The organism is Synechococcus sp. OH30 (assembly GCF_047462175.1).
Taxonomy (GTDB): domain Bacteria; phylum Cyanobacteriota; class Cyanobacteriia; order Thermostichales; family Thermostichaceae; genus Thermostichus.
The window spans coordinates 80048-100512 of record NZ_JANSIP010000001.1; the positions used below are offsets into that span (position 1 = coordinate 80048).

21 protein-coding genes and 1 tRNA gene are annotated in these 20465 nt (G+C 59.1%); 15 read left to right on the top strand and 7 right to left on the bottom strand.

Annotated elements, in window-relative coordinates:
• Positions 1 to 165: 165 nt before the first annotated feature.
• Positions 166 to 1026, top strand: coding sequence for a DUF1350 family protein (locus tag NW830_RS00445; RefSeq protein WP_414404513.1), 861 nt, complete (start codon positions 166 to 168; stop codon positions 1024 to 1026).
• Here NW830_RS00445 and NW830_RS00450 read toward each other — a convergent pair.
• The gene (locus tag NW830_RS00450; protein WP_414359932.1) at positions 990 to 1235 is read right to left on the bottom strand and encodes a hypothetical protein; all 246 of its coding nucleotides are present in this window, start codon (positions 1233 to 1235) and stop codon (positions 990 to 992) included. The two genes, NW830_RS00445 and NW830_RS00450, sit on opposite strands and share 37 nt — an antisense overlap.
• A gap of 199 nt (positions 1236 to 1434) precedes the next feature.
• On the opposite strand from NW830_RS00450, the gene NW830_RS00455 reads away from it, so the two are divergent.
• Positions 1435 to 1662, top strand: coding sequence for a hypothetical protein (locus NW830_RS00455; protein ID WP_414359929.1), 228 nt, complete (start codon positions 1435 to 1437; stop codon positions 1660 to 1662).
• A gap of 10 nt (positions 1663 to 1672) precedes the next feature.
• On the opposite strand, the gene ribD is transcribed toward NW830_RS00455, so the two are convergent.
• Positions 1673 to 2779 (bottom strand): bifunctional diaminohydroxyphosphoribosylaminopyrimidine deaminase/5-amino-6-(5-phosphoribosylamino)uracil reductase RibD, encoded by a 1107-nt coding sequence (gene ribD / locus NW830_RS00460; protein WP_414359927.1) that lies wholly within the window; start codon positions 2777 to 2779, stop codon positions 1673 to 1675.
• Positions 2780 to 2935: 156 nt separating this feature from the next.
• Between ribD and NW830_RS00465 the strand changes: the two genes are divergently transcribed.
• Positions 2936 to 4534 (top strand): glucose-6-phosphate isomerase, encoded by a 1599-nt coding sequence (locus NW830_RS00465; RefSeq protein ID WP_414359924.1) that lies wholly within the window; start codon positions 2936 to 2938, stop codon positions 4532 to 4534.
• Between the two features lie 125 nt (positions 4535 to 4659).
• Entirely contained in the window at positions 4660 to 5811 is a 1152-nt protein-coding gene (locus tag NW830_RS00470; protein ID WP_414359922.1) for a glucose-6-phosphate dehydrogenase assembly protein OpcA, read from the top strand.
• Positions 5812 to 5903: 92 nt separating this feature from the next.
• On the opposite strand, the gene psb35 is transcribed toward NW830_RS00470, so the two are convergent.
• Positions 5904 to 6200 (bottom strand): photosystem II assembly protein Psb35, encoded by a 297-nt coding sequence (psb35, locus tag NW830_RS00475; protein WP_414359919.1) that lies wholly within the window; start codon positions 6198 to 6200, stop codon positions 5904 to 5906.
• Between the two features lie 88 nt (positions 6201 to 6288).
• Complete coding sequence (locus NW830_RS00480) at positions 6289 to 6507, bottom strand: hypothetical protein (protein ID WP_414359916.1); 219 nt, start codon at positions 6505 to 6507, stop codon at positions 6289 to 6291.
• Between the two features lie 143 nt (positions 6508 to 6650).
• On the opposite strand from NW830_RS00480, the gene NW830_RS00485 reads away from it, so the two are divergent.
• Both NW830_RS00485 and NW830_RS00490 read left to right on the top strand, forming a co-directional pair.
• Positions 6651 to 7940 carry a cysteine desulfurase gene (locus NW830_RS00485; RefSeq protein ID WP_414359914.1) on the top strand — a complete coding sequence of 430 codons (1290 nt, stop codon included), beginning with the start codon at positions 6651 to 6653 and terminating at the stop codon, positions 7938 to 7940.
• An 88-nt stretch (positions 7941 to 8028) separates the two neighbouring features.
• A complete protein-coding gene (locus NW830_RS00490; protein WP_414360087.1) occupies positions 8029 to 9144 on the top strand; it encodes an aldo/keto reductase in 1116 nt (371 codons plus the stop codon).
• 19 nt (positions 9145 to 9163) lie between these two features.
• Here the strand turns inward: NW830_RS00490 and NW830_RS00495 are convergent, their stop codons facing one another.
• Positions 9164 to 9544, bottom strand: a complete 381-nt coding sequence (locus NW830_RS00495) for a hypothetical protein (RefSeq protein WP_414359912.1) — start codon at positions 9542 to 9544, stop codon at positions 9164 to 9166.
• A gap of 138 nt (positions 9545 to 9682) precedes the next feature.
• Between NW830_RS00495 and NW830_RS00500 the strand changes: the two genes are divergently transcribed.
• The 3 genes from NW830_RS00500 to tpiA all read left to right on the top strand — a co-directional run bounded on the left by NW830_RS00500 (position 9683) and on the right by tpiA (position 11935).
• Entirely contained in the window at positions 9683 to 10360 is a 678-nt protein-coding gene (locus NW830_RS00500) for a hypothetical protein (protein ID WP_414359911.1), read from the top strand.
• Between the two features lie 7 nt (positions 10361 to 10367).
• Positions 10368 to 11078: a hypothetical protein gene (locus tag NW830_RS00505; protein WP_414359908.1), complete on the top strand. Its 711-nt coding sequence runs from the start codon at positions 10368 to 10370 to the stop codon at positions 11076 to 11078.
• Positions 11079 to 11170: 92 nt separating this feature from the next.
• On the top strand, positions 11171 to 11935 hold the full coding sequence (gene tpiA / locus NW830_RS00510; protein WP_414359907.1) for a triose-phosphate isomerase: 765 nt from the start codon (positions 11171 to 11173) through the stop codon (positions 11933 to 11935).
• Between the two features lie 5 nt (positions 11936 to 11940).
• Here the strand turns inward: tpiA and treY are convergent, their stop codons facing one another.
• Positions 11941 to 14742 carry a malto-oligosyltrehalose synthase gene (gene treY / locus NW830_RS00515; protein ID WP_414359904.1) on the bottom strand — a complete coding sequence of 934 codons (2802 nt, stop codon included), beginning with the start codon at positions 14740 to 14742 and terminating at the stop codon, positions 11941 to 11943.
• Between the two features lie 381 nt (positions 14743 to 15123).
• Between treY and NW830_RS00520 the strand changes: the two genes are divergently transcribed.
• The 4 genes from NW830_RS00520 to NW830_RS00535 all read left to right on the top strand — a co-directional run bounded on the left by NW830_RS00520 (position 15124) and on the right by NW830_RS00535 (position 17647).
• Positions 15124 to 15480: a hypothetical protein gene (locus tag NW830_RS00520; protein WP_414359902.1), complete on the top strand. Its 357-nt coding sequence runs from the start codon at positions 15124 to 15126 to the stop codon at positions 15478 to 15480.
• A gap of 261 nt (positions 15481 to 15741) precedes the next feature.
• Positions 15742 to 16380 (top strand): HD domain-containing protein, encoded by a 639-nt coding sequence (locus tag NW830_RS00525; RefSeq protein WP_414359900.1) that lies wholly within the window; start codon positions 15742 to 15744, stop codon positions 16378 to 16380.
• A 45-nt stretch (positions 16381 to 16425) separates the two neighbouring features.
• Positions 16426 to 16863 carry a peroxiredoxin gene (locus tag NW830_RS00530; RefSeq protein ID WP_414359897.1) on the top strand — a complete coding sequence of 146 codons (438 nt, stop codon included), beginning with the start codon at positions 16426 to 16428 and terminating at the stop codon, positions 16861 to 16863.
• Between the two features lie 178 nt (positions 16864 to 17041).
• The gene (locus tag NW830_RS00535) at positions 17042 to 17647 is read left to right on the top strand and encodes a D-alanyl-D-alanine carboxypeptidase family protein (RefSeq protein WP_414359894.1); all 606 of its coding nucleotides are present in this window, start codon (positions 17042 to 17044) and stop codon (positions 17645 to 17647) included.
• Positions 17648 to 17695: 48 nt separating this feature from the next.
• Here NW830_RS00535 and NW830_RS00540 read toward each other — a convergent pair.
• A tRNA-Gly gene (locus NW830_RS00540) sits at positions 17696 to 17767 on the bottom strand.
• Between the two features lie 137 nt (positions 17768 to 17904).
• Between NW830_RS00540 and zds the strand changes: the two genes are divergently transcribed.
• Together zds and NW830_RS00550 are read left to right on the top strand one after the other, a co-directional pair.
• A complete protein-coding gene (zds, locus tag NW830_RS00545; RefSeq protein WP_414359891.1) occupies positions 17905 to 19350 on the top strand; it encodes a 9,9'-di-cis-zeta-carotene desaturase in 1446 nt (481 codons plus the stop codon).
• 125 nt (positions 19351 to 19475) lie between these two features.
• Positions 19476 to 20435, top strand: a complete 960-nt coding sequence (locus tag NW830_RS00550; protein ID WP_414359888.1) for a sugar phosphate nucleotidyltransferase — start codon at positions 19476 to 19478, stop codon at positions 20433 to 20435.
• The last annotated feature ends 30 nt before the right edge of the window (positions 20436 to 20465 follow it).

A 20465-nucleotide genomic window follows, 5' to 3' on the forward strand; every position in this document is an offset into this window, starting at 1 on the left:
TGGGGGCCCTCTGGATTGCCCAAGAAGCCTATCCCCTTGGGGAGGAGGGGGCTACCCCCTGACTTGGCTAGGGATCCAAACCCGTCGACTCGGTAGGATAGAGTGGGATCCCGCTAGTAACAGCTTGTGGGGCCTATTCAACATTGCGGGCAGGGGTGCAGCGCCGTGACACTGACTTGGCAAACAGACGGAGAGACTTGGTTGCTTCTGCCTCCCCAACCCCGTGCCGTGATCCACTTTCTGGGCGGAGCGTTTGTGGGATCCGCCCCGCAATTTTTCTACAGCCGTCTGCTGGAAGAATTGGCCCGCATGGGCATGGCCGTTGTGGCTACCGCCTACCCCACCGACATTGATCACGCCCAAATTGCTTTCAAGGCAGCCCAATCTTTCCATAGAAGCCTGCAGAGCAAAGGTTTGATGGGGTTGCCCCTCTTTGGCTTGGGCCACAGCCTTGGCGGTAAGCTGCAGATCCTTTCCTGCCTAGCCCTTCCTTCTTTGGGATCCCAGCGGCGCGGCAATATTTTTTTGGCCTACAGCAATGCCGGGCTAGCGCGGGCACTGCCAGTGTTGCAGGCCTTGGCCCAGGCGTGGCCCCAACAACAACTCAGCGATCTGTGGCGGATGTGGATGGGATCCTCGTCGCCACCCGTGAATTTGTGGCTAGAGTTTGAGCCTTCTCCAGCAGAGACCAATCGCCTCGTTGAAGAGGAATACCCAGTTAGGAACAACCTGCTTGTTGAGTTTCAGCGGGATGATATCGATGATATTCCGCTGCTCTACCAACAGCTTTCTCGCAAGTACGGAGAGCAGACCGAATGGCAGTGTCTCGAGGGGGATCACCTAACTCCACTGGGCTTTAGCTATCCTTTCCCAGTTGGGCAAGAGTTCAGCCCTATCGACGCTTTCACACAGTTGCTCTACCAAAACTTGCTTGCCCCCAACTATCTCATGATCCAGCGTATTAAAGCCTGGTTGTTAGCCCAACTGGCCTATTCGAGCCAGCTGAGATCCGAGAGGAGATCTTGAACATAGGAGGAAGAAGAGTGGGCTTGCAGAGGAAACAACAGGCGTAGGATATCGCTCATCAGGAAGTAACAGGTCAAGACGCCGCCAGCAGCCATGGCTACCAAGGTTCCCGCCAGCATGCGCGAGAACTCCTGGCGCTGGAAAGCTTGCTCCATCAGACGCAGCGCCCAAAATCCCAGCAGGATAACAATGGCAAGGATAATCAACATATCGTAATCTGCGCTGCAATTTAGTGTAACAACACTGCTGCTGACCTGTCATTGGCAAAGAGGCGCTGAAGTTGCTTTGCCTCTTCTGGGAGAGAAGGTCGGACAACAGGCGGTTGGGCTGCTGCTTGGGCTAGCTAGTCCCTTGGCGACTGCCCGACTAGGGCTCCCTTACACTGGATCCAGCCTCAAGGGTTTGGATATGGCACGGCAAAGGCGTAGCTCCCTAGCTCTCCAGCGTTCTCTTCAGGCCTCCCTGAAGCGGCGCAGCCAAGCGCTTAGTTGCCGCAGCAAGCTTATTTACCGCAACACCCGTTTGCTCTACCAGCGCAACCTGCTCCTCTACCTGCGCAATTTGCTGGTGCAATATCGGGCCAGTCTTCTCTATCTCCGAGCTAGGCCAGTAAGCCGAATTCCCCGGAGTCGCTAAAACAACTGTCTCAGCGGGTAGGGGGGGAGGGGGCAAGCTTTCCGCTAATGAGCCAGTTGTCTCCCAAGGTCTGCAGTTGCGGCTCCAGCAGTTGCCAGCTCTGGTTGACGTCAGGGATCCCTTCGCCTGCTACCGGGGTTGGGGCGTTGGCCCCCCCCAGGAGCTTGGGAGCAATGAAGGCGGCCACCTTCTGGATGGCCCCATCCTTGAGGGCAGCCCAGGCTAGGGTGCCGCCGCATTCCCAGAGGGCGCTCAGACAGCCTCGCTCAAAGAGAACCTGCGCTACTCGAGCCGGGGTTACTTGATCCAGGTGCAGCAGCTCCACCCCTTGCTGAGCCAGGGATCGCCAGAGGGGATGGGTCTCGGTGGCTTCTGTCATCACCAAAGTTGGCGCCTCCTCCACCTGCCAGAGGTGGGCCACGGAGGGTAGGTTTAGGGAGCGGCTGAGAACCACCCGCAGGGGCTGGGATCCTTGAAAATCCGGCAGGCGGCAGGTCAGGCGGGGGTTGTCGTGCCAGACGGTTTTGGATCCCACGATGACCGCGTCGTGCCAGGCCCGCTGGCGGTGAACCCACTCTCGCGCCAGGGGGTTGCTAATCCACTGGCTGTGGCCGGTGACGGCAGCGCTCTTGCCGTCTAGGGTCATGGCGTATTTGAGCAGGCCAAAGCACTGCTTCCGCACAATGGCAAAGGCAAAGCCCTCGTTGAGCTCTTGGCACTCCCGCTCCAGCACTCCCACGGTTACCTCGACCCCGGCCTCCTGCAGGCGGCGGATCCCTTTGCCGGCCACCAGCGGGTTGGGATCCTGCATCCCCACCACCACCCGCCGGATCCCGGCAGCCAGGATGGCCTCAGTACAGGGAGGAGTGCGCCCGTAGTGGTTGCAGGGCTCTAAGTTGACGTAGAGGGTAGCGCCCTTGGCCAGGGATCCCGCCTGCTGCAAGGCCAACACCTCGGCATGGGGCTGGCCGGCTCCCGGATGAACGCCTTCCCCCACCACCTGATCCCCCCGGACAATAACGCAGGCTACCCGCGGGTTAGGGGAGGGGCGCTGTGGTGTGGAGCGAGCCAAAAAGAGGCAGCGTTCCATCCACTGCCGATCACACTCGAGGGGCATGGGAGGAGGCCTGGGCCTGCACCGTTTAGGCCAGCATTGCAACAACCCGTGCCTCGAATTCTATCGGCTTCTTGGCCCAGGGATCTATCTCGCCGGCGGCACCTCCCAGCGGGGCGGCTTTGGTAAGCTGGTTACGGCTTTGGCAGCAGGGATCCCATGGACAGCCTCCAACTCTGGCAGCGCTACTGCGATTGGCTTTACTACCACCCCGAGCTGGAAATTTTTGTGGATATCAGCCGCATCCGCTTTACCCCTGCCCAAGTGGAGGCGCTGCGGCCTCTCTTTGCCCAGGCCTTTGCCCAGATGCAGGCTCTAGAAGCCGGGGCCATCGCTAACCCCGACGAAGGCCGCCAGGTGGGCCACTACTGGCTGCGGGCGCCGCAGCTGGCCCCCACGCCGGAGATCCGGCAGGCAATTCAGGAGTGTATTGAACAGGTGGAGACCTTTGCAGAAAAGATCCACCGCGGCACAATCCCGGCTAGTGGGGGAGGATGTTTCACTGAGCTGCTCTGGATTGGCATTGGCGGATCGGCCCTGGGGCCGCAGTTTGTGGCCGAGGCCCTGGCTCCGCTGCAGCCGCCCTTGAACATCCACTTCATCGACAACACGGATCCCGACGGGTTTGATCGCGTGCTGGGGCGGCTAGCGGACAAACTGGGACAAACCCTAGTAATTGTTGCCTCCAAGTCCGGCAGCACACCTGAGTCGCGCAATGGCTTGGTGGAGGTGGCGCTGGCCTACCAGAAGGCGGGGATCCCCTTTCCTGCTCATGCGGTGGCCATTACCGGCCCTGGCAGCCAATTGGAGCAGCAGGCACGGCAGGAGGGGTGGCTGGCAATTTTTCCCATCTTCGACTGGGTGGGGGGGCGCACGTCAGAAACCGCGGCGGTAGGCCTGTTGCCGGCGGCGCTGCAGGGGATCGATATCCGGGCTTTGCTGGCCGGGGCCGCCACCATGGATGAGGCCACCCGCGTACCCCATCTGGAGCGCAACCCCGCTGCCCTCTTGGCCCTGGCCTGGTACATCGTCGGCGAGGGGCGGGGGCGCAAGGATATGGTGGTTTTACCCTACAAAGACCGCCTGGCGCTGTTTAGCCGCTACCTGCAGCAGTTGGTGATGGAATCCCTGGGCAAGTCCCACGACCTAAAGGGCAACCTGGTGGAGCAGGGCTTAACCGTCTACGGCAACAAGGGCACCACGGATCAGCACGCCTACGTGCAGCAGCTGCGGGATGGTCTCAACAACTTCTTTGTGACCTTCATCGAGGTGCTCCAGGATCGCGAGCCCGGGATCCCTTCCCCCTTTGTAGAGCCCGAGGTAACCAGTGGCGACTACCTAGACGGCCTGCTGCAGGGCACCCGCCAAGCCCTCTACGAAAACGGGCGCGACTCCATTACTGTAACCCTGCCGCGGGTGGATGCCCGCTCCGTGGGAGCCCTGATTGCTCTCTACGAACGGGCAGTAGGCCTCTACGCCTCTCTCATCCAGGTCAACGCCTACCACCAGCCGGGGGTGGAAGCGGGCAAGAAAGCAGCCAACGCCGTCCTGCAGCTCCAGCGTCAGGTGCTGGAGGTGATGCGAGAGCAAAAGGGATCCCTGACCTTGCCCCAGTTGGCGGAAAAACTGGGCTGCCCGGAGCGCGTCGAGACCCTGTACTGGATTGTGCGTCATCTGCATGCCAATGGCCGCGGCTTGGTTTTGGTGGGGGATCCCGGTCGACCGCTGGAGCTGAGCATCCAGCCCCGGCCCGCCTAAGCCTGCTGTTGCCTGGATGGGGTGCGAGGGCTGGAGCCTGCCAATCTGTACCTCACCTTAAGCCCCTCCAGAGCAGCCGGCCTATCTGTCTAGGATCGAGCAAGAGCCTACTGCCGGAGGAGACCATGGATCAGCCTGCTGCTGTCCTGCCTCTGCAAGCCCCAAAAGATGTCTCCCTTGAGGAGATTGAGCAGGAACTAACCAAGATCTGGTCCTCTAGGGAAGAGAGCGTCGCCGCCCGGGCTGCCACCTTTACCCTGCTGGTGTACGAAGCGCTAGACGACGCCTTGTTGCTGCCCTCCCCCACCGTTGAAGCCATTGCCAGTCAGAACCCCTGCCGCGTCATCGACCTAAGGGCCAAACGGGAGGGAGCCGCAGAGGACGCCATCGAGGCCCAGGTAGCCGCCTATTGCCCGGTAACCCGTGAGCAGCGCAGCTCACTGGTGTGTTGCGAATACATCACCCTGAAAGCGCCGGAAGCAGCTCTTGTACGGGCTTGCAGTACTGTTGCCTCGCTACTGATCCCCAACTTGCCCACTTTCTTGTGGTGGCAAGGAAACCTGGACTTAACCAGCTTGCTGTTTCAAAAGTTGGTGGCCCTGAGCAACCGGGTCATTGTCGATTCGCGAGGCTTTGTCAATCCTGAGGAAGACCTGCAGGAAATGGACCTTCTCATCCGCGAGGGCCACCACTGCGGGGATCTCAACTGGCGCCGGCTGCTGCCCTGGCAGGAGCTTACTGCCCAAGCCTTCGATCCCCCCGACCGGCGGGAGTCGCTGTACTGGATAGATCAGGTAACGATTGACTACAAAGCCGGCAATCCCTGCCAGGCTCTCCTTTTCTTGGGCTGGCTAGCCAGCCGGCTAGGGTGGACGCCCACCGAGCGAGCCCAGACTCAGGAACATGACTATGAGATTGACCGCATCCGCTTCCAAACCCAAACAGGAGGCGAGGTGAGGGCAGAATTGGCTGCCGTACCTTTGGCTTCCGAAATGAGCCAGCCGGGGGATCTCATCGGGCTGCGCCTCACCTCCAGCAACCAGGAAGTTGACGCCTGCACCGTGCTCTGTTCGGAAACCACGGGATGCATGCGTATGGAGGCCATGGGAGGTGCCCAGAGATGCGTGGTTCGCCAGGTAACCCCCCTGGAGCACGATTCTCTAGAAACGCTCCTGGCTGCCGAGTTGCAGCGGCCTGGCCCCGACTATCTTTACGAAGAAACCTTGGGGGTGGTGGCCCAGATCCTCAAGTTGCAGAAAAGCAAAGGGCTGGAGTAGAGTCCCAAACTCCTTGGCAAGGATCTGCCCCAACCCCCGTTTGGCCAACGAAAGCCCTGACTTCTCAGGCCACCCTGCCTGTTGAAGCCAGCTCAGCGCAGCCCTAGGACAGAAGCCAGCACGCTGTGGCCTACCAGCGCTTCCACTGCAATGCTGATGGCAAATCCCAGCATGGCCAAACGCCCGTTCCACCGCTCAGCTTGCTCAGTCCAGCCAATTTCCCACGTGGGCGAAGCCTCGTACTGAGGCACGTATCGCGGACGAGCAGCACCCTCCCAGCCCGCAGGGCGCTTGGAGTTGAAGAAAGCTATTGAACCGAGGACAACAGCCGCCACCAGCCCGCTCACCATAACGGCAATGTAGGGAAGGAAGGGATTGTCGAGTCTCATCGGCCTGTTCCGTTAAGTCAAAAAGTTAACCGCTTGGGCAAGTCCCTAGACCTAGGCAAGACGCCCGACCTGGTGCTGGCGTACTGAACTATTGCAGTCCCAGCCACTGGGCAAGAGTGGTGGCGAAAACACTGTGGCCCACCAGCGCCTCTGTAGCAACGCTAATCACCAAACCCACCATGGCTAGGCGACCATTCCAACGCTCCGCCTGCTCTGTCCAGCCCGGGATCCAGTCGTTGGTGGTGTCGTAGTATTGGGCCACAGAAGCGGAGTCGAGGCGGGAAGGGATCCTAGGAGAGGGTTGCATGGGTAATGCCTTGTAACTGGATGTAAACAAACTTAACATCAAATTACAGTCCGTGACAACTCTCTTCTGCCAGCAAGGGAGAGTTTTCGGGGCGGCTGGCCAGAGCAATGCCATACTGAGGGAGGTAGGCTTCTGCGCAGACTATGGCGGTATCCCCTCTTTCTTCTCCCAAGCTGGAACAGGCTTTTGATGCCGCTGCCGACCTAGCTGCCCAGGTGCGGTTGGATTTTCCAATCCTGCAGCGCCAGATCAACGGCCAGCCGCTCATCTACTTTGACAACGCGGCCACTTCTCAGAAGCCGCTGGCGGTTTTGCAGGCGATGGATCACTACTACCGCCACAGCAACGCCAACGTACACCGGGGGGTGCATACCCTGGGCAACGAAGCCACGGAGGCCTACGAGGGGGCGCGGGAGAAGATTGCCCGTTTTGTCAATGCACCTTCCCCGCAGGAGATCATCTACACCCGCAACGCCAGCGAAGCCATTAACTTGGTGGCCTACAGTTGGGGCATGAGCACCTTAGAGCGGGGGGATGAGATCATCCTGTCGGTGATGGAGCACCACAGCAACCTAATCCCCTGGCAATTCGTGGCTCAAAAGACGGGGGCCTGCCTCAAGTTCATCCGCATCACGGCCGAGGGTGAGTTGGATCTGGAGCACTACCGCTCTTTACTCGGCAATCGCACCCGTCTGGTGGCGGTGACCCACGTCTCCAACATGCTGGGATCCATTAACCCTGTTCAGGAGGTGATTGCGCTAGCCCATCACTATGGGGCTAAGGTGCTTCTGGATGCCTGTCAAAGTGTGCCCCACATGCCAGTGGATGTGCAGGCCCTGGATTGCGATTGGCTGGCCTTTTCTGGCCATAAGATGTGCGGTCCCACAGGCATTGGGGTGCTCTACGGCAAACGGGAGCTGCTGCGGGCCATGCCGCCCTTTTTGGGTGGGGGCGAGATGATTGCCGAGGTGGACTGGGATCACGCCACCTATGCCGATATCCCCCACAAGTTTGAGGCAGGCACACCGGCCATTGCCCAAGCGGTGGGTTTGGGGGCAGCCGTCGACTACTTAAGCCAGATTGGGCTAGAGCGCGTGCATGCCCATGAGCAAAAGCTAACCGCTCGCCTCCTGGAAGGGATCCAGCGCCTTCCAGGCATTACAGTCTATGGTCCCAAGGATCCGGCGCGCCGGGCAGGGCTGGTTAGCTTTGCGGTGGAGGGCATTCACCCCCACGATCTATCCACGCTGCTGGATGAGCAGGGGATTGCCATCCGGGCTGGCCACCACTGCACCCAGCCGCTACACCGCCACTTGCAGGTGCAGTCGACAGCCCGGGCCAGCGTTTACCTCTACAACACCCTGGCCGAGGTGGATCGCTTCCTGGAGGTGCTGGCAGAGGCGGTGGCGTTTTTTAGAGAGGCCTTGGGGTAAAGTTGGGGGGTGTCCATCGCCGAGGAAGTTGATGCTGAGCCCACATCACCCAGCTGAGCCGGAGCCGGAAAGCGGGGGGAGCTCCCCAATGCTCTACCGCCGCTTTGGGCGCACGCAGCAGCTCATGTCGGCTTTTTCTTTGGGCAGTATGCGCCTGGTCAACGTGCCACCAGAACAGGCCCAGGCCACGGTGGCAGCGGCGCTAGAAGCAGGGATCAACCACCTGGAAACGGCACAGGCCTACGGCCAGGCCGAGGTGCTTTTGGGGGAAATCTTGCAGAGTCTGGCGGTGCCGCGGCAGCGCTTGATCCTAACCACCAAGCTCACGCCCGGCGAGAGGCTGCGGGAACGGCTGGAGGGATCCCTGCAGCGGCTGCGGGTGGAGTATTTGGACCAGTTTGCCTTCCACGGCATCAACCTACCCGAACACCTGGAGTGGGTACTGCAGAAGGGCTTGCCGCTCCTTAGGCAGGCGCAGCAGGAGGGCCTGGTGCGCTACATCGGCTTTTCCACCCATGGATCCCTGGAGCTAATCCTGCAGGCCATCCAGACGGGCCATTTTGACTTTGTGAATTTGCACTACCACTTTTTCCAGCAGCGCAATGCCGCGGCCCTGGAGGCGGCAGCCCAGCAGGATATGGGAGTGTTCATCATCTCCCCCGCCGACAAGGGGGGGATGCTCTACCGCCCGCCCCAGCGCCTGCAGGAGAGCTGTGCGCCCTTTAGCCCCTTGGAGTTTGCCTACCGCTTTTTGCTGGCGGATCCCCGTATCCATACCCTTAGTCTGGGCGTTACCCATCCCAGCGAGCTGCAGACAGCCCTGGCAGCCCTGCGGGATCCCGAGCGCTGGTGGACAGAGGGCCTGCAGGTGCAGGAGCGGCTGCGCCAAGCAGAGCAAGAACGCCTGGGATCCAGTCGCTGTAGCCAGTGCTATGCCTGCTTGCCCTGCCCAGAAGGGATCCACATCCCAGAGGTGCTGCGGCTGCGCAACTTGGCCCTTGCCCATGAGATGACCGAGTTTGCCCAGTACCGCTACAACATGTTTGGCCAGGCGGGGCACTGGTTTCCAGGAGTGCCTGCCGACCGCTGCAGCGAGTGCGGCGACTGTCTGCCCCGCTGTCCGGAGCACCTGCCGATCCCAGAGTTGTTGGCGGAAACTCACCGCCTTTTGCACCGCTCTCCCATCCGGCGGCTGTGGGAGTGAGAGAGGGGAGTTCAAGACTCTAGCGCCGTTTGCCGCGCAGGGTTTTGGCGCGGTTGTGTACCTGTCTCACGAACAAGGGCAGTAGCTGTTCCTGAATGTAGGCAAAGGCGGCCTGGAGGCCTTCTCTTTCGTAGATGAGGCCGATTTCTGCTTCCAGCTGGGTAGGGTCCCGGAGAGCCGACAAAAATTGGTTGGAGGTGAGCCAGGTGAAGAGTTCGGCGCGGCTAAGATCGCAGCCGGGAGGGGAAGGCACCTGCCAGTCGGGCGGCGGGCCGAGCAGCCACTGGCGGGCAAATAGGCTCAGCACTGCATCTCCCAGCCACGCCTTGTCCCGCCGAGATCCCTCGTCCAACTGGGCCACCTCCTGTCTGATGGTCGAAGAAACCTGGGATCCGGGCATTGTGAATGTCGACGGCGCCTAGGGGGAGTGGCAAGGGCAAATTGAGCAGCAAGGCATCTCTGCCTCATTCTAAGATGGGGTCTAGTTCACCCTCATCAGGGAGAAGGGTGGGCCTGGTTGTTTTGAGGACCCCAGGGCATGTTGTTGGAGCTCACCCCAGAAGAGTGCGAGTCGGTCATTCCCCTGCTGCCCACCCGGATTCAGTACCTAGCCTACTGGAGCGATGCCCTCAACAGCGTAGGCCGGATCATTACAGCCATTTTGGTGGGCGTAGCACTGCTGGTGCTGTCTCGCGCTTTTGGCGAGGGATCCTTCCTGGGGGCGGTCTCCTTTCTGGCGGGGTTTCTCTCGTTGCTCTATCCCTTTCTGTGGGGGCCGCTGTACACCATCTCCCGCCGGCAGCTAGCCTTTCGCGAGATCCCGTACGGAGGACTGTTTTTTGGGCAGGTGTTGAGCACCCGCCGCTACGAGGTGGTGGTGGAAGAGCGGGAAAAGGTGGGTGAAGATGGGCAACTCTATATCGAAGAAGTGCGCGAGCGCCAGTTTGAGATGGAAATTGGCGATGAAACAGGAGTCCTCTACCGAGTGCGGGCCAGGGACGATCCCCGCTACCGGCGAATTGTTAAAAAGCAATCGGTGCTGGCGCTGGTGAAGGCCTATTCCCGCGATCTGCGGCGCCGACCGACCTTGAGCGAAGTCTACGTGGTCAAGCTAGGGGAGTGGGTGGGAGATGTCTCCTATCTGGATCGGGAGGCGTTTTTGGAGTTGGCCGACGAGCTGCTGGCGCTCGAGCTAGGACCGGAGGTGAAGGCATAGAAACCTTATGTCAGAGGCTGGAATCACCCGCGCAGCTTGGATCGTGGCGGCCTTGGTGGTGTCGGCAGCCCTGGGGCCGCGGTTGGCTCTGCCTTTGGCTGGGATGGTGGGCTTGGTGATTGTCGAGCAGGTGGCCTTTGGGGGGCGGCTCTCGGGGTTACTGGGCGCGCTCCTGGATTGGGCTTCTCCAGCCTATCGGCGGCGGGTCATCTGCCACGAGGCAGGACACCTTTTGGTGGCCCACCTGCTAGGGATCCCCTTGCGCGGCTACGTGCTGGGCCCCTGGCAGGCTTTCCGACACGGGATCCCCGGCTACGGGGGAGTGCAGCTGGATCAAGCCCCCATGCGCACCTGGGAAACCCAGGGGGGCATCCCCTGGGCAGATCTAGAGCGCTACGGCCTGTTTTGGATGGCAGGGGCTGCCGCGGAGTCTCTCCAATATGGCCAAGTGGTGGGAGATGAGGAGGATAGACAACAGTTGGCCAAGCTGCTGGCAGGGATCTCAGCAGCCCAGCCCTTGACCTCTGCGGCTCAAATGAGGGCCTACATCAACCGCTTTCTGCGCCAGAGCCGGGCCTTGTTGCAAGCTCACCCCAAAGCCTATGCCGTTGCCGTCCGGCACCTAGAGCAGGGATCCCCCCTCCAAGACTGCCTAGCTGCCCTTGCGGCCAGCTTGGAGGAGCGGTGTCCCTCGCCCTCTTCTGAAACCTCTTGCTGATACACTGTGACATACGAAAAAAGCTCGGGATCCCCCAGGCTCGGGATCCCAGCGATTGACTACATCGTTGTGTCGCTTAGGGAGGATCCATCTTGCGCCCCATCCTCATTGCCGGCAACTGGAAAATGCACAAGACTCAGGCTGAGGCTCGCCAGTTTCTGCGCGAGTTTCGTCCAGCCCTGCAAGCCTCGTCTGCAGGGGTGAGGCCGCAGCGGCAGATCATTCTCTGCGTGCCCTTCACAGACCTGGCTGTGGTGGTAGAAGAAACGCGGGGATCCGGCATTGCTGTGGGAGCCCAGAACCTGCACTGGGAGGATCAAGGGGCGTTTACGGGAGAGATCTCCGGCCCCATGCTGGCAGAGCTGGGGGTGCGCTACGTGATCGTCGGCCACAGCGAGCGGCGGCAATACTTTGGCGAAACCGATGAAACCGTCAACTGGCGCTTGGCAGCGGCCCAGCGGCACAGGCTCACTCCCATCCTCTGTGTGGGGGAAAGCTTGCCACAGCGGGAACAGGGCCTAACCGAGTCCTGGATTTTGGGACAGTTGGATCGCGCCTTGCCAGGGATCGATCTGCAAAACCTCGTGATTGCCTACGAGCCAATCTGGGCTATTGGCACGGGGAAAACCTGTGCAGCGGCTGAGGCCAACCGCGTCATTGGCCTTATCCGCCAGCATCTGGGTGCCGACCACCTGCCCATCCTCTACGGTGGCTCCGTTAAAGCCAGCAATATTGACGAGCTGATGGCCCAGCCGCAGATTGATGGTGTCCTGGTGGGGGGCGCTAGCCTCGATCCCCAAGAGTTTGCCCGCATTGTCAACTTCCAGACCCTAACCCCTGCGGCAGCGGCTCCCTAGGCTCCTCAGCGAGATTGCCCCCACAGCAGAGCCACCGGGAAAGACTTGAGGACGGCGCCCACCGGCAAGGTGTCGCCAGCTGGGATCCCTTCTTGGGTGAGACCATTTACCCACTCCAGCCGCTTCCAGCGCGGCAGTTGAATTTCCGTATCTTTCCAAACAGCTTCTCCTAGAGGATCCTGCGTCTCGTCAATTAACGAGGTTAAGAAGCGGGGCGCCACCACCAGGACGACTTGTTTGTCGTGCTGACGGGCAAAAGCGATGACGTGGTTGGCATAGGAGCCGCTTACTTGCAGGGGAACATAACTGCCCTCTAGAAACAGCTGCCGCTGTTCCTGACGGGCCCTTAGCACCTGGTGGATGAGAAACAGCTTAATGCGGCCGTCGTGGCGGTGGAGCAGAAGATCCTGGATAAGTTGCAGAGGATCCTGCTTAATTCGCCGCTGGATTTCTTCGAGGTAAGCTAGGCGACGGGAAAAGTCCACGGGCCGACGATTGTCGGGATCTACCATACTGAGATCCCACAGCTCCGTGCCCTGGTAGATATCCGGGATCCCGGGGCTAGTGAGCTTCAGCAGGGTTTGAGAGAGAGAGTTAAAGATGCCAAAGTGGGCAATTTTGCGCTGAAAGGGCAGGAAAGACTCCAGGAAGGGGCTTGAGGGCCGCAGGATCTGATCGATGAAAGCAAGGGTAGCTTCCTCATATTCGGTATCGGGGCGAAGCCAGGCAGTGTGAACTTTGGCTTCCCGAACCGCTTTAATGGCGTAGTCTTTAACTCGCTGGATAAAGGTGGGAACTTCCTCCGGCTGAAAGGGATAGGAGCCAATCAGAGTCTGGTAGAGAAAATACTCATCGTTGCGATCCGGCATCTCCGAACGCTTCGCTTGCTTGCGGTAAGCTTTATAGCCAGCATTTAGCTCGTGCCAAAGGTTAATATGTCTCTCCCACTCAGCAGGTAGTTCCGAGAGTACATTCAGTCGAGCCCGCACATCCTCGCCGCGTTTGGTGTCATGGGTAGAGGAAGCATTCATTGAGAAGGGCCACTGGGCTGCTCGTTCTTGGTTAAAGCGATGGAACTCTTGGACAGAAATACCAAAGCGACACAGATCCCCACCCACTTCGTTTAGGGATAGCAGCCTATTGTAAACATAGAAGGCAGTGTCCTCTACCCCTTTAGCCATGAGAGGGCCAGCCAACTGTTGTAGACGCATAGCAAAGTAGATTTGCTCTTTTTTCTCTTCTTCTGAAGCATTTTCAGGAAACTCAAGGCAGAGAAAACGCTGCAGAAAATTCAGCTCGTTGACCAAGATGGGCAGGTTCTCCTTAGCCTTCTCTACAGCTTGGCGGATAGCCTGTTGACCTTCTGGGCTGAGGATCCCTTCATGGATGTAGACCCGGTAGACTGGGAAACACACCAAAACCTCTGCCAGGGCTCGGCGCAAACTGTAGAGGGTAAAGTCGTTAGCGTAGCGGTGATGGCTGGTGATCCGCTTAAGCAAAAAGGCCAAGTTGTCCATGTCTCCCGCAAGGTTGCGCTCAATGATTAGGCGTTTTTTGTCCTCGATTACCTGTTCGGGAGACTGACGTAGATTAGTAAAGCTTTGGTATAGAGTCTCAAAAGCTTCTTCGTTCTCAGAGCAGCAAAAGATACCGTTCAGCTTAGCTAGAAAGTCATAACCTGTCGTACCCTGCACTGGCCACTGCTGGGGCAGCTTCTCTTCAGGCCCTAGTATTTTTTCTACTACAATGTAGAGATCTGGGCAGCGCTCCCGGAGACGGTGGAGGTATTCCTCGGGGTTAAAGAGACCATCAATGTGGTCAACACGCAAGCCTGTAAAACGGCCTTGCTCTACAAGCTTAAAGATGAGCTGGTGCGTTTTGCGAAAGACTTCTCGGTCTTCTACTCGCAGTGAGATCAAGTCGTTGATGGTAAAGAAGCGACGATAGTTGATCTCTTCAGCACCTACTTTCCAGAAGGAAAGGCGGAAGTTTTGCCGTGCCAAAAGACTGTCCAGTAAATCAAAGCTTGAGGGATCTCCTGGTTTGCCATTAAAGATAGCAATGTTCTCATCAAAAAAGCTTTGGATATGAGGGCTAGAGGTATAAAGCTCCCACAGAGAGTGTTTAGCAAAATTAATTTGGTCGGTACGCTCTAGAAGATCTTCTTTGCTAGGAATAAATTTGAGGCTGAAGAGGATCCCTAGTAGCTTAACGTAGTCAGGATGACTGCGTCCTAGTTTTCGTCGCAACTTGCCCAAGTTGTAAGTAAAAACATCGGCGTAGGTGTCGATATTGAGAGGGAACTTCAAGTTGTAGTAGTTAATGCTAAGGCCATCGGCATCGTAACGAAGCTGGATCTGTCCAGACTCTAAACATTTATTGTAGAAATCCCCCAGAAACGGTGCTAAAATTCTGCCCTTGATACCAAGATAGGAGTGATCCCAGTCAACATCAAAGTAATCGATAAAGTCTGAGTTGGGACCGCTTTCCAGCACATCCATTAACATTCGATTTTGGCCGTCATAGGCCATGTGATTGGGAACAATGTCCTGGATCCAGTCAATTCCATGCTGGTTGAGAGTTTCCCATAGAATTTCAAATTTTTCGATTCCCCCCAGTTCGCAGTTGATCTGCGTGGGATCCACCACGTCGTAGCCGTGGGTGCTGCCTTTGCGAGCTTGAAAGATGGGAGAAGCGTACAGATCGCTGATACCCAGCAGCTTGAGGTAGGGGACAATTTGCCGTGCTGCCTCGAAGTCAAAACCGGCGTGAAACTGGATGCGATAGGTGCAAGTCGGGATCCGCATGGTGACCTCAAAACAACGACAAGGTTTGACCCGCGACTAGAAGGGTTTTTCTAGGTTGACATACTCCCTGCAGCTCCAGCTGGCTTCCGGGCAGCAGCCAGCGGGGCCCTGAAGCCGCCAATGAGTTCCGATCCTATCCCTGGAGCCGCCATTGCCTTCTGACAGTAGCATGCCTCCCATTTTTAGGCTCTACCCAACCCTCGACTAGGCCACTCCTGGTAGGGGTTGCAGGGTCTGCTCTACAAGGCAGCTGTAGACATCCCCAAGACCCAAGCTCAAAAGTTTGGCCTTGCTGGGGGGCAAGTCGATCCTGAACCCAAAAGGGGGCTGGTCTCTAGTCATGGCAGCTTGGCTAAGGCAGGGCGGGAGAAGGATTCTCCTTTGGACAGCCTCTTCTGCTGCCCTCAGCTCTCATCGCCATACTGGCCAGCAAGGTACCCAGCCGTCCGCCGCTGCGAAGAGCGGCTTTGCCCAGCCCTAGGGCAGAGCTGGCAGCAACAGGAACAGATAGCGGCTCAACTGGAGACGATACAGGCGCGGATTGACGCTCTCGAAGCCCGGCCCACGTCGCATCTGTTGGTGCGGCAACAGTTGGCCCCCACTCGCCAAGCTTTGGGGGTGTTCACTGACGGCGCTGACCTGCACACCAGCACTCAGCAATGGGGATCCCCTCTAACTGAGCTGAGAAAGCTGGACCACCTAGGTGGTAACCAAGCCGGTCGTCACCTATGCCGATAGCAGCCGCAAGGCCAATGGGGAGGGGGAGCTGATCCTACCCCCAAGCCAGGGCCGCTGCCTAGAGGTGCCATCTAGCAGCCAAATACCCACGCCCAGGTCATTTGCCTGGCAGTACACTTGGCAGGGGGCTGGGATCCCGGAGCCGCTAGCAGTAAAACAGACAGCGGCCAGCGGCTGAACTCTGCGGTTTCGACCAGTTGCTTGCAATCCCTGCCCAATCTTGTTCCAACCCTGACCGGAGAGGTACCGATGTCCACTCAAATGTCCACTCAGTTGACGCCGCGGTTTGCCGAGGCCATGCGTTACGCCTACCGATGGCATGCTGCTCAAACCCGCAAGGGAACAGGGATCCCTTACCTCAGCCACCTGCTGGCGGTGGCCTCCATTGCTCTCGAGTACGGCGCCGATGAGGATGAGGCCATTGCCGCTTTGCTCCATGACAGCCTCGAGGATGGCCCCCGCTGTAGCGGCGAGCCACGGGCCCAGATTGAACAGCAGCTGCGGGAGCGCTTTGGAGAACGAGTGCTGCAGATCATCTTGGGCTGCACGGATACTGAAAGCGATAGCTCCCGAGGCCAGCCCAAAGAAAACTGGAAAGAGCGGAAAACGGCCTACCTAAAGCATTTGGAAACAGCAGATGCTTCGGTTCTGTTGGTGGCTGCAGCTGACAAGCTGCACAACGCCCGCTGCCTCCTGCGGGACTTTCGCCAGCTGGGGGATCAGCTCTGGGAGCGCTTCTCCGGCGGTAAGGAGGGATCCCTCTGGTACTACCGCTCACTGGCGGAGATCCTAGGACGACGGCTACCTTCGGGGTTGGCGGCGGAGCTCCAGGAGGTGGTGGCCGAGTTGCAACGGACAGCCGGGCCGAATCCGGCGCTTGACAGGGAGGAGGAGGGCTGAAGAAAATGCTGAGGGCAGTCCTATTCCCCTTTAGGTTACCTGTCTATGGTTCTCGCGGTTGGCACCCCTGCTCCTGGCTTTAACACCATCGATACCCATGGCAACCCGGTTTCCCTGGCCGATTTTTCTGGGAAAACGGTAATCCTCTATTTTTACCCCAAGGATGACACCCCTGGCTGCACCAAAGAAGCCTGCGGCTTCCGTGATGCTTACGCTGACTATCAGAGCAAAGGCTTGGTGGTGCTGGGGGTGAGCATGGACGACCAAGCCTCCCACAAGAAGTTTGCCGAAAAGTACAACCTGCCCTTCCCCCTCTTGGTGGACAGCAACGGTGTGATTGCCCGCGCCTACGACGTGGACGGAGGCGGCTACGCCAAGCGAGTAACCTACGTCATTGATGGTGAGGGCAAAATTGCTAGGGTCTACCAAAACATCAACACCGAAACCCACGCCCGCGATATCTTGGCAGACTTGGGCCTGTGAGGAGGCTGAGCCTGAGGGGCTTGCCTCCTAACCTTCTTTGGGTATGAACGACGACATTCCAGTTGCGCGTCGCTACCTTCCCCCTCCAGTAAAAGCACAAAGTTCCTCAGCTTCCTGGAGCCTGGGCTTAGGTCTAGGTCTAGCCTTGCTTGCGCTGCTGCTCTCAACAGCGTGGGCAGTGGGTAGGTTGCCGGGATCAGAGGAAAGGAGAGAGCCCCTAGAGCAGGAGGAGGCTGGCCAGCTCTCTGGTTCTCAACCTCAACCAGGAGAGGGCAGGCCTTCTCTGCTGGGCCACTATGCCTATGCCGAAGCTCCGCCAGAGAGTCTCCAGGTGGTGGGCTATTACCACGGTCGCGAGGTGCGCCTGCGCCACGCTGCTGCCGAGAGCTACCGGCGAATGAGCGCAGCGGCCCTAGCCGACGGGATCCGTCTTGTCCCTATTTCTGGGTTTCGCTCAGTGGCGGAGCAGGAGGCGTTGTTTTTTCAAGTAGCCCAAGCGAAGGCTCTGCGACCAGAAGAACGGGCAGCGGTCAGCGCCCCCCCTGGCTATAGTGAGCATCACACTGGCTACGCCATCGACATTGGGGATGCCCAGTTTCCGCAGTGGGATATCCAGGAAGCTTTTGAAAAGACTCCTGCGTTCCGCTGGCTGGAGAAAAATGCTGCTCGTTTCGGCTTTGAGCTATCCTTTCCCCGCGGCAACCCACAAGGGGTAAGCTACGAGCCCTGGCACTGGCGCTTCGTGGGCGACCGCCACAGCTTAGAGACCTTCTACAGGCGCTAACTGGCCTTCCTCCCCCTAGGGGAAGGGGCTAAGGGTAGACGGCAGAGAAGCGGATGACGCGATTCGAACGCGCGACCTTCTCGTTGGCAACGAGAAGCTCTACCACTGAGCTACATCCGCACTAGCTGACCACGTATGGTGACAAATTTTGCGGCTGTCTGTCAAGGGGGGGTGTGGGCGGCATTTTGTTCCAAAATGGGAGAAGTTCATCTTTCTTTGCAGTTGCGTCAGCCCCTGGCGGGGCTTAGGGAATGGCGATGCGGGTAGCCATTATTGGGGCAGGACTGGCCGGCTTGGTAACGGGGGTTCACTTGGCTGAGGCAGGCCATGAGGTGCGGATCTATGAGGCACGGCCCTTTGTTGGTGGCAAGGTGGGATCCTGGCAGGATGCCGAGGGCAACCACATTGAGATGGGATTGCACGTTTTTTTCTGCAACTACAGCAACCTGTTTGCTCTGATGAAAAAGGTGGGGGCCTACGAGAATTTGCTGCCCAAGCAGCACGTCCACACCTTTATCAACCGCGGTGGGCAGGTGGCCAGCCTCGATTTTCGCTTTCCCCTAGGAGCGCCCTTCAACGGCCTCAAGGCTTTTTTTACCACCGAGCAGCTCTCCTGGGCCGATAAGCTGCGCAACGCTCTGGCGCTGGGCACTAGCCCTCTGATTCGTGGCCTGCTGGATTACGAAGGAGCAATGCGGCAGATTCGCGCCTTGGATCGGATGAGCTTTGCCGAGTGGTTCCGCCGCCACGGGGGATCCGAGGCCAGCCTGAAGCGGATGTGGAACCCAATTGCCTATGCCCTAGGCTTCATCGATACGGAGCAGATCTCTGCCCGCTGCATGCTGACCGTTTTTCAGATGTTTGCCAGCAAAACCGAGGCCTCCAAGCTCAATCTTCTCAAGGGGGCCCCGGACAATTATCTCACCCAGCCCATCGTCCGCTACCTGCAAGCCCGCGGTGGCCAGGTCTATACCCGCCGCGGGGTCAGCCGCATTGAAGTGAGCGACTCCCCTCCCTACGCGGTAACCGGCCTGGTTTTGGCCAACGGCGAGCGCGTGGAGGCGGATGTGTATGTGTGTGCAACGGCGGTAGAAGGGGCAAAACGCCTGATCCCACAGGTGTGGCGGCAGTGGCCCCAATTCGACAACATCTACAAGCTGGACTCTGTGCCGGTTGCCACGGTGCAGTTGCGCTTCGACGGCTGGGTGACGGAGCTGAAGGGCCGGGCCAAACGCGCTGCCGACTACCCCCAGCCGCTCGGCATCGACAACCTCCTCTACACCGCCGATGCTGATTTCTCCTGCTTTGCGGATCTCGCCCTCACCAGCCCCGCCGACTACTACAAACCCGGCCAGGGATCCCTGCTGCAGTGTGTGCTTACCCCTGGGGATCCCTTTATCTCCATGCCCAACGAGCAGATTGCCCAGCGGGTGCTACACCAAGTGCATGAGCTCTTCCCCTCCTCGCGGCAGCTGAACCTGACCTGGTACAGCGTGGTCAAGCTAGCCCACTCCCTCTACCGCGAGGCGCCGGGCATGGAGCCCTATCGGCCCCAGCAGAAAACCCCCGTGCCCAACTTCTTCCTGGCTGGCAGCTACACTGCCCAGGACTACATCGACAGCATGGAAGGGGCTACTCTCTCTGGCCAGTTGGCTGCCCAGGCCATCCTGGCTGCCCAGCGGGATCTAGAGCCGTCAGCTTAGCAGATCGCAGATCCTCGTTTGGTGCAGTGGCGTCCCTGGCTCGCCTCTAGGCCTGAGCTAGCCTTGGCCAGTCGGCTCTGGCAGACCAAGTCCTTTTCCCCTACTATCTAGGCGGGAAAGGTGGCTTGAGGACGGCTATGCAGGCGGTGATTTTAGCAGGGGGGCAGGGAACTCGCTTACGGCCTTTGACCCTATGGCAGCCAAAGCCCTTACTGCCTTTGCTGGGGGTGCCCTTTTTGCAGTGGCTAATTGGGCGCTGCCGCCGGGCGGGGCTGACAGACATTTTGCTTAGCGTGGGCTATCTGGGCCGGCAGATCGAGGCGGCTTTGGGAGATGGCACTGCCTGGGGGGTGAAGCTCCGCTACATCGTCGAAGAAACACCTCTGGATACGGCGGGGGCGTTGGTGTTGGCCCAGCCCTATTTCAGCGGGGATCCCCTGGTAGTCTTCAACGCCGATATCCTCACCGATCTGGATTTGTTGGCCTTGATCCAATGCCACCTACAGAGTGGGGCCGTCGCCACCCTTACGCTTGTCTGTGTTGAGGACATTACCGCCTATGGCCTGGTGGAGGTGGGGGAAGGGGGTCAAATCCAATCCTTTCGGGAAAAGCCCACTCCTGCGGAAGCCCTCACCCTAACCACCAACACCATCAACGCCGGTACCTACGTCCTCGAGCCAGCCATTTTCAAGGACTACCCTAGCGGGGATCCCCTCAGTTTTGAGCGGCACGTCTTCCCCGATCTGCTCCAGCAAGGGCGGCGGCTGCAAGCCTACTTGCACACGGGTTACTGGCGGGATCTAGGCACGCCGGCCAGCTACTACCAGGGCCAATTGGACATTCTCCTAGGTCGGATGAGGGATTTCCCTCTCGAGGATGTGGAAGAGCAGGCGCCCGGGATCTGGGTTCACAAAACGGCTGAGATCCATCCCGCCGTCCAGCTGCAAGCCCCTTGCTACGTTGGCGCCCATACCCGCTTGGGACCCCATGCTCGGATCCCTCCCGGCACCATCCTTGGCAGCTACAGTTGGGTCAACGGCTCCCTGCAGCCGGGGGCTTACGGGCCAGGCCTTCTCGTGGTTTAATGAGGGGATGGCAAGTCTAATAGCGCCCTT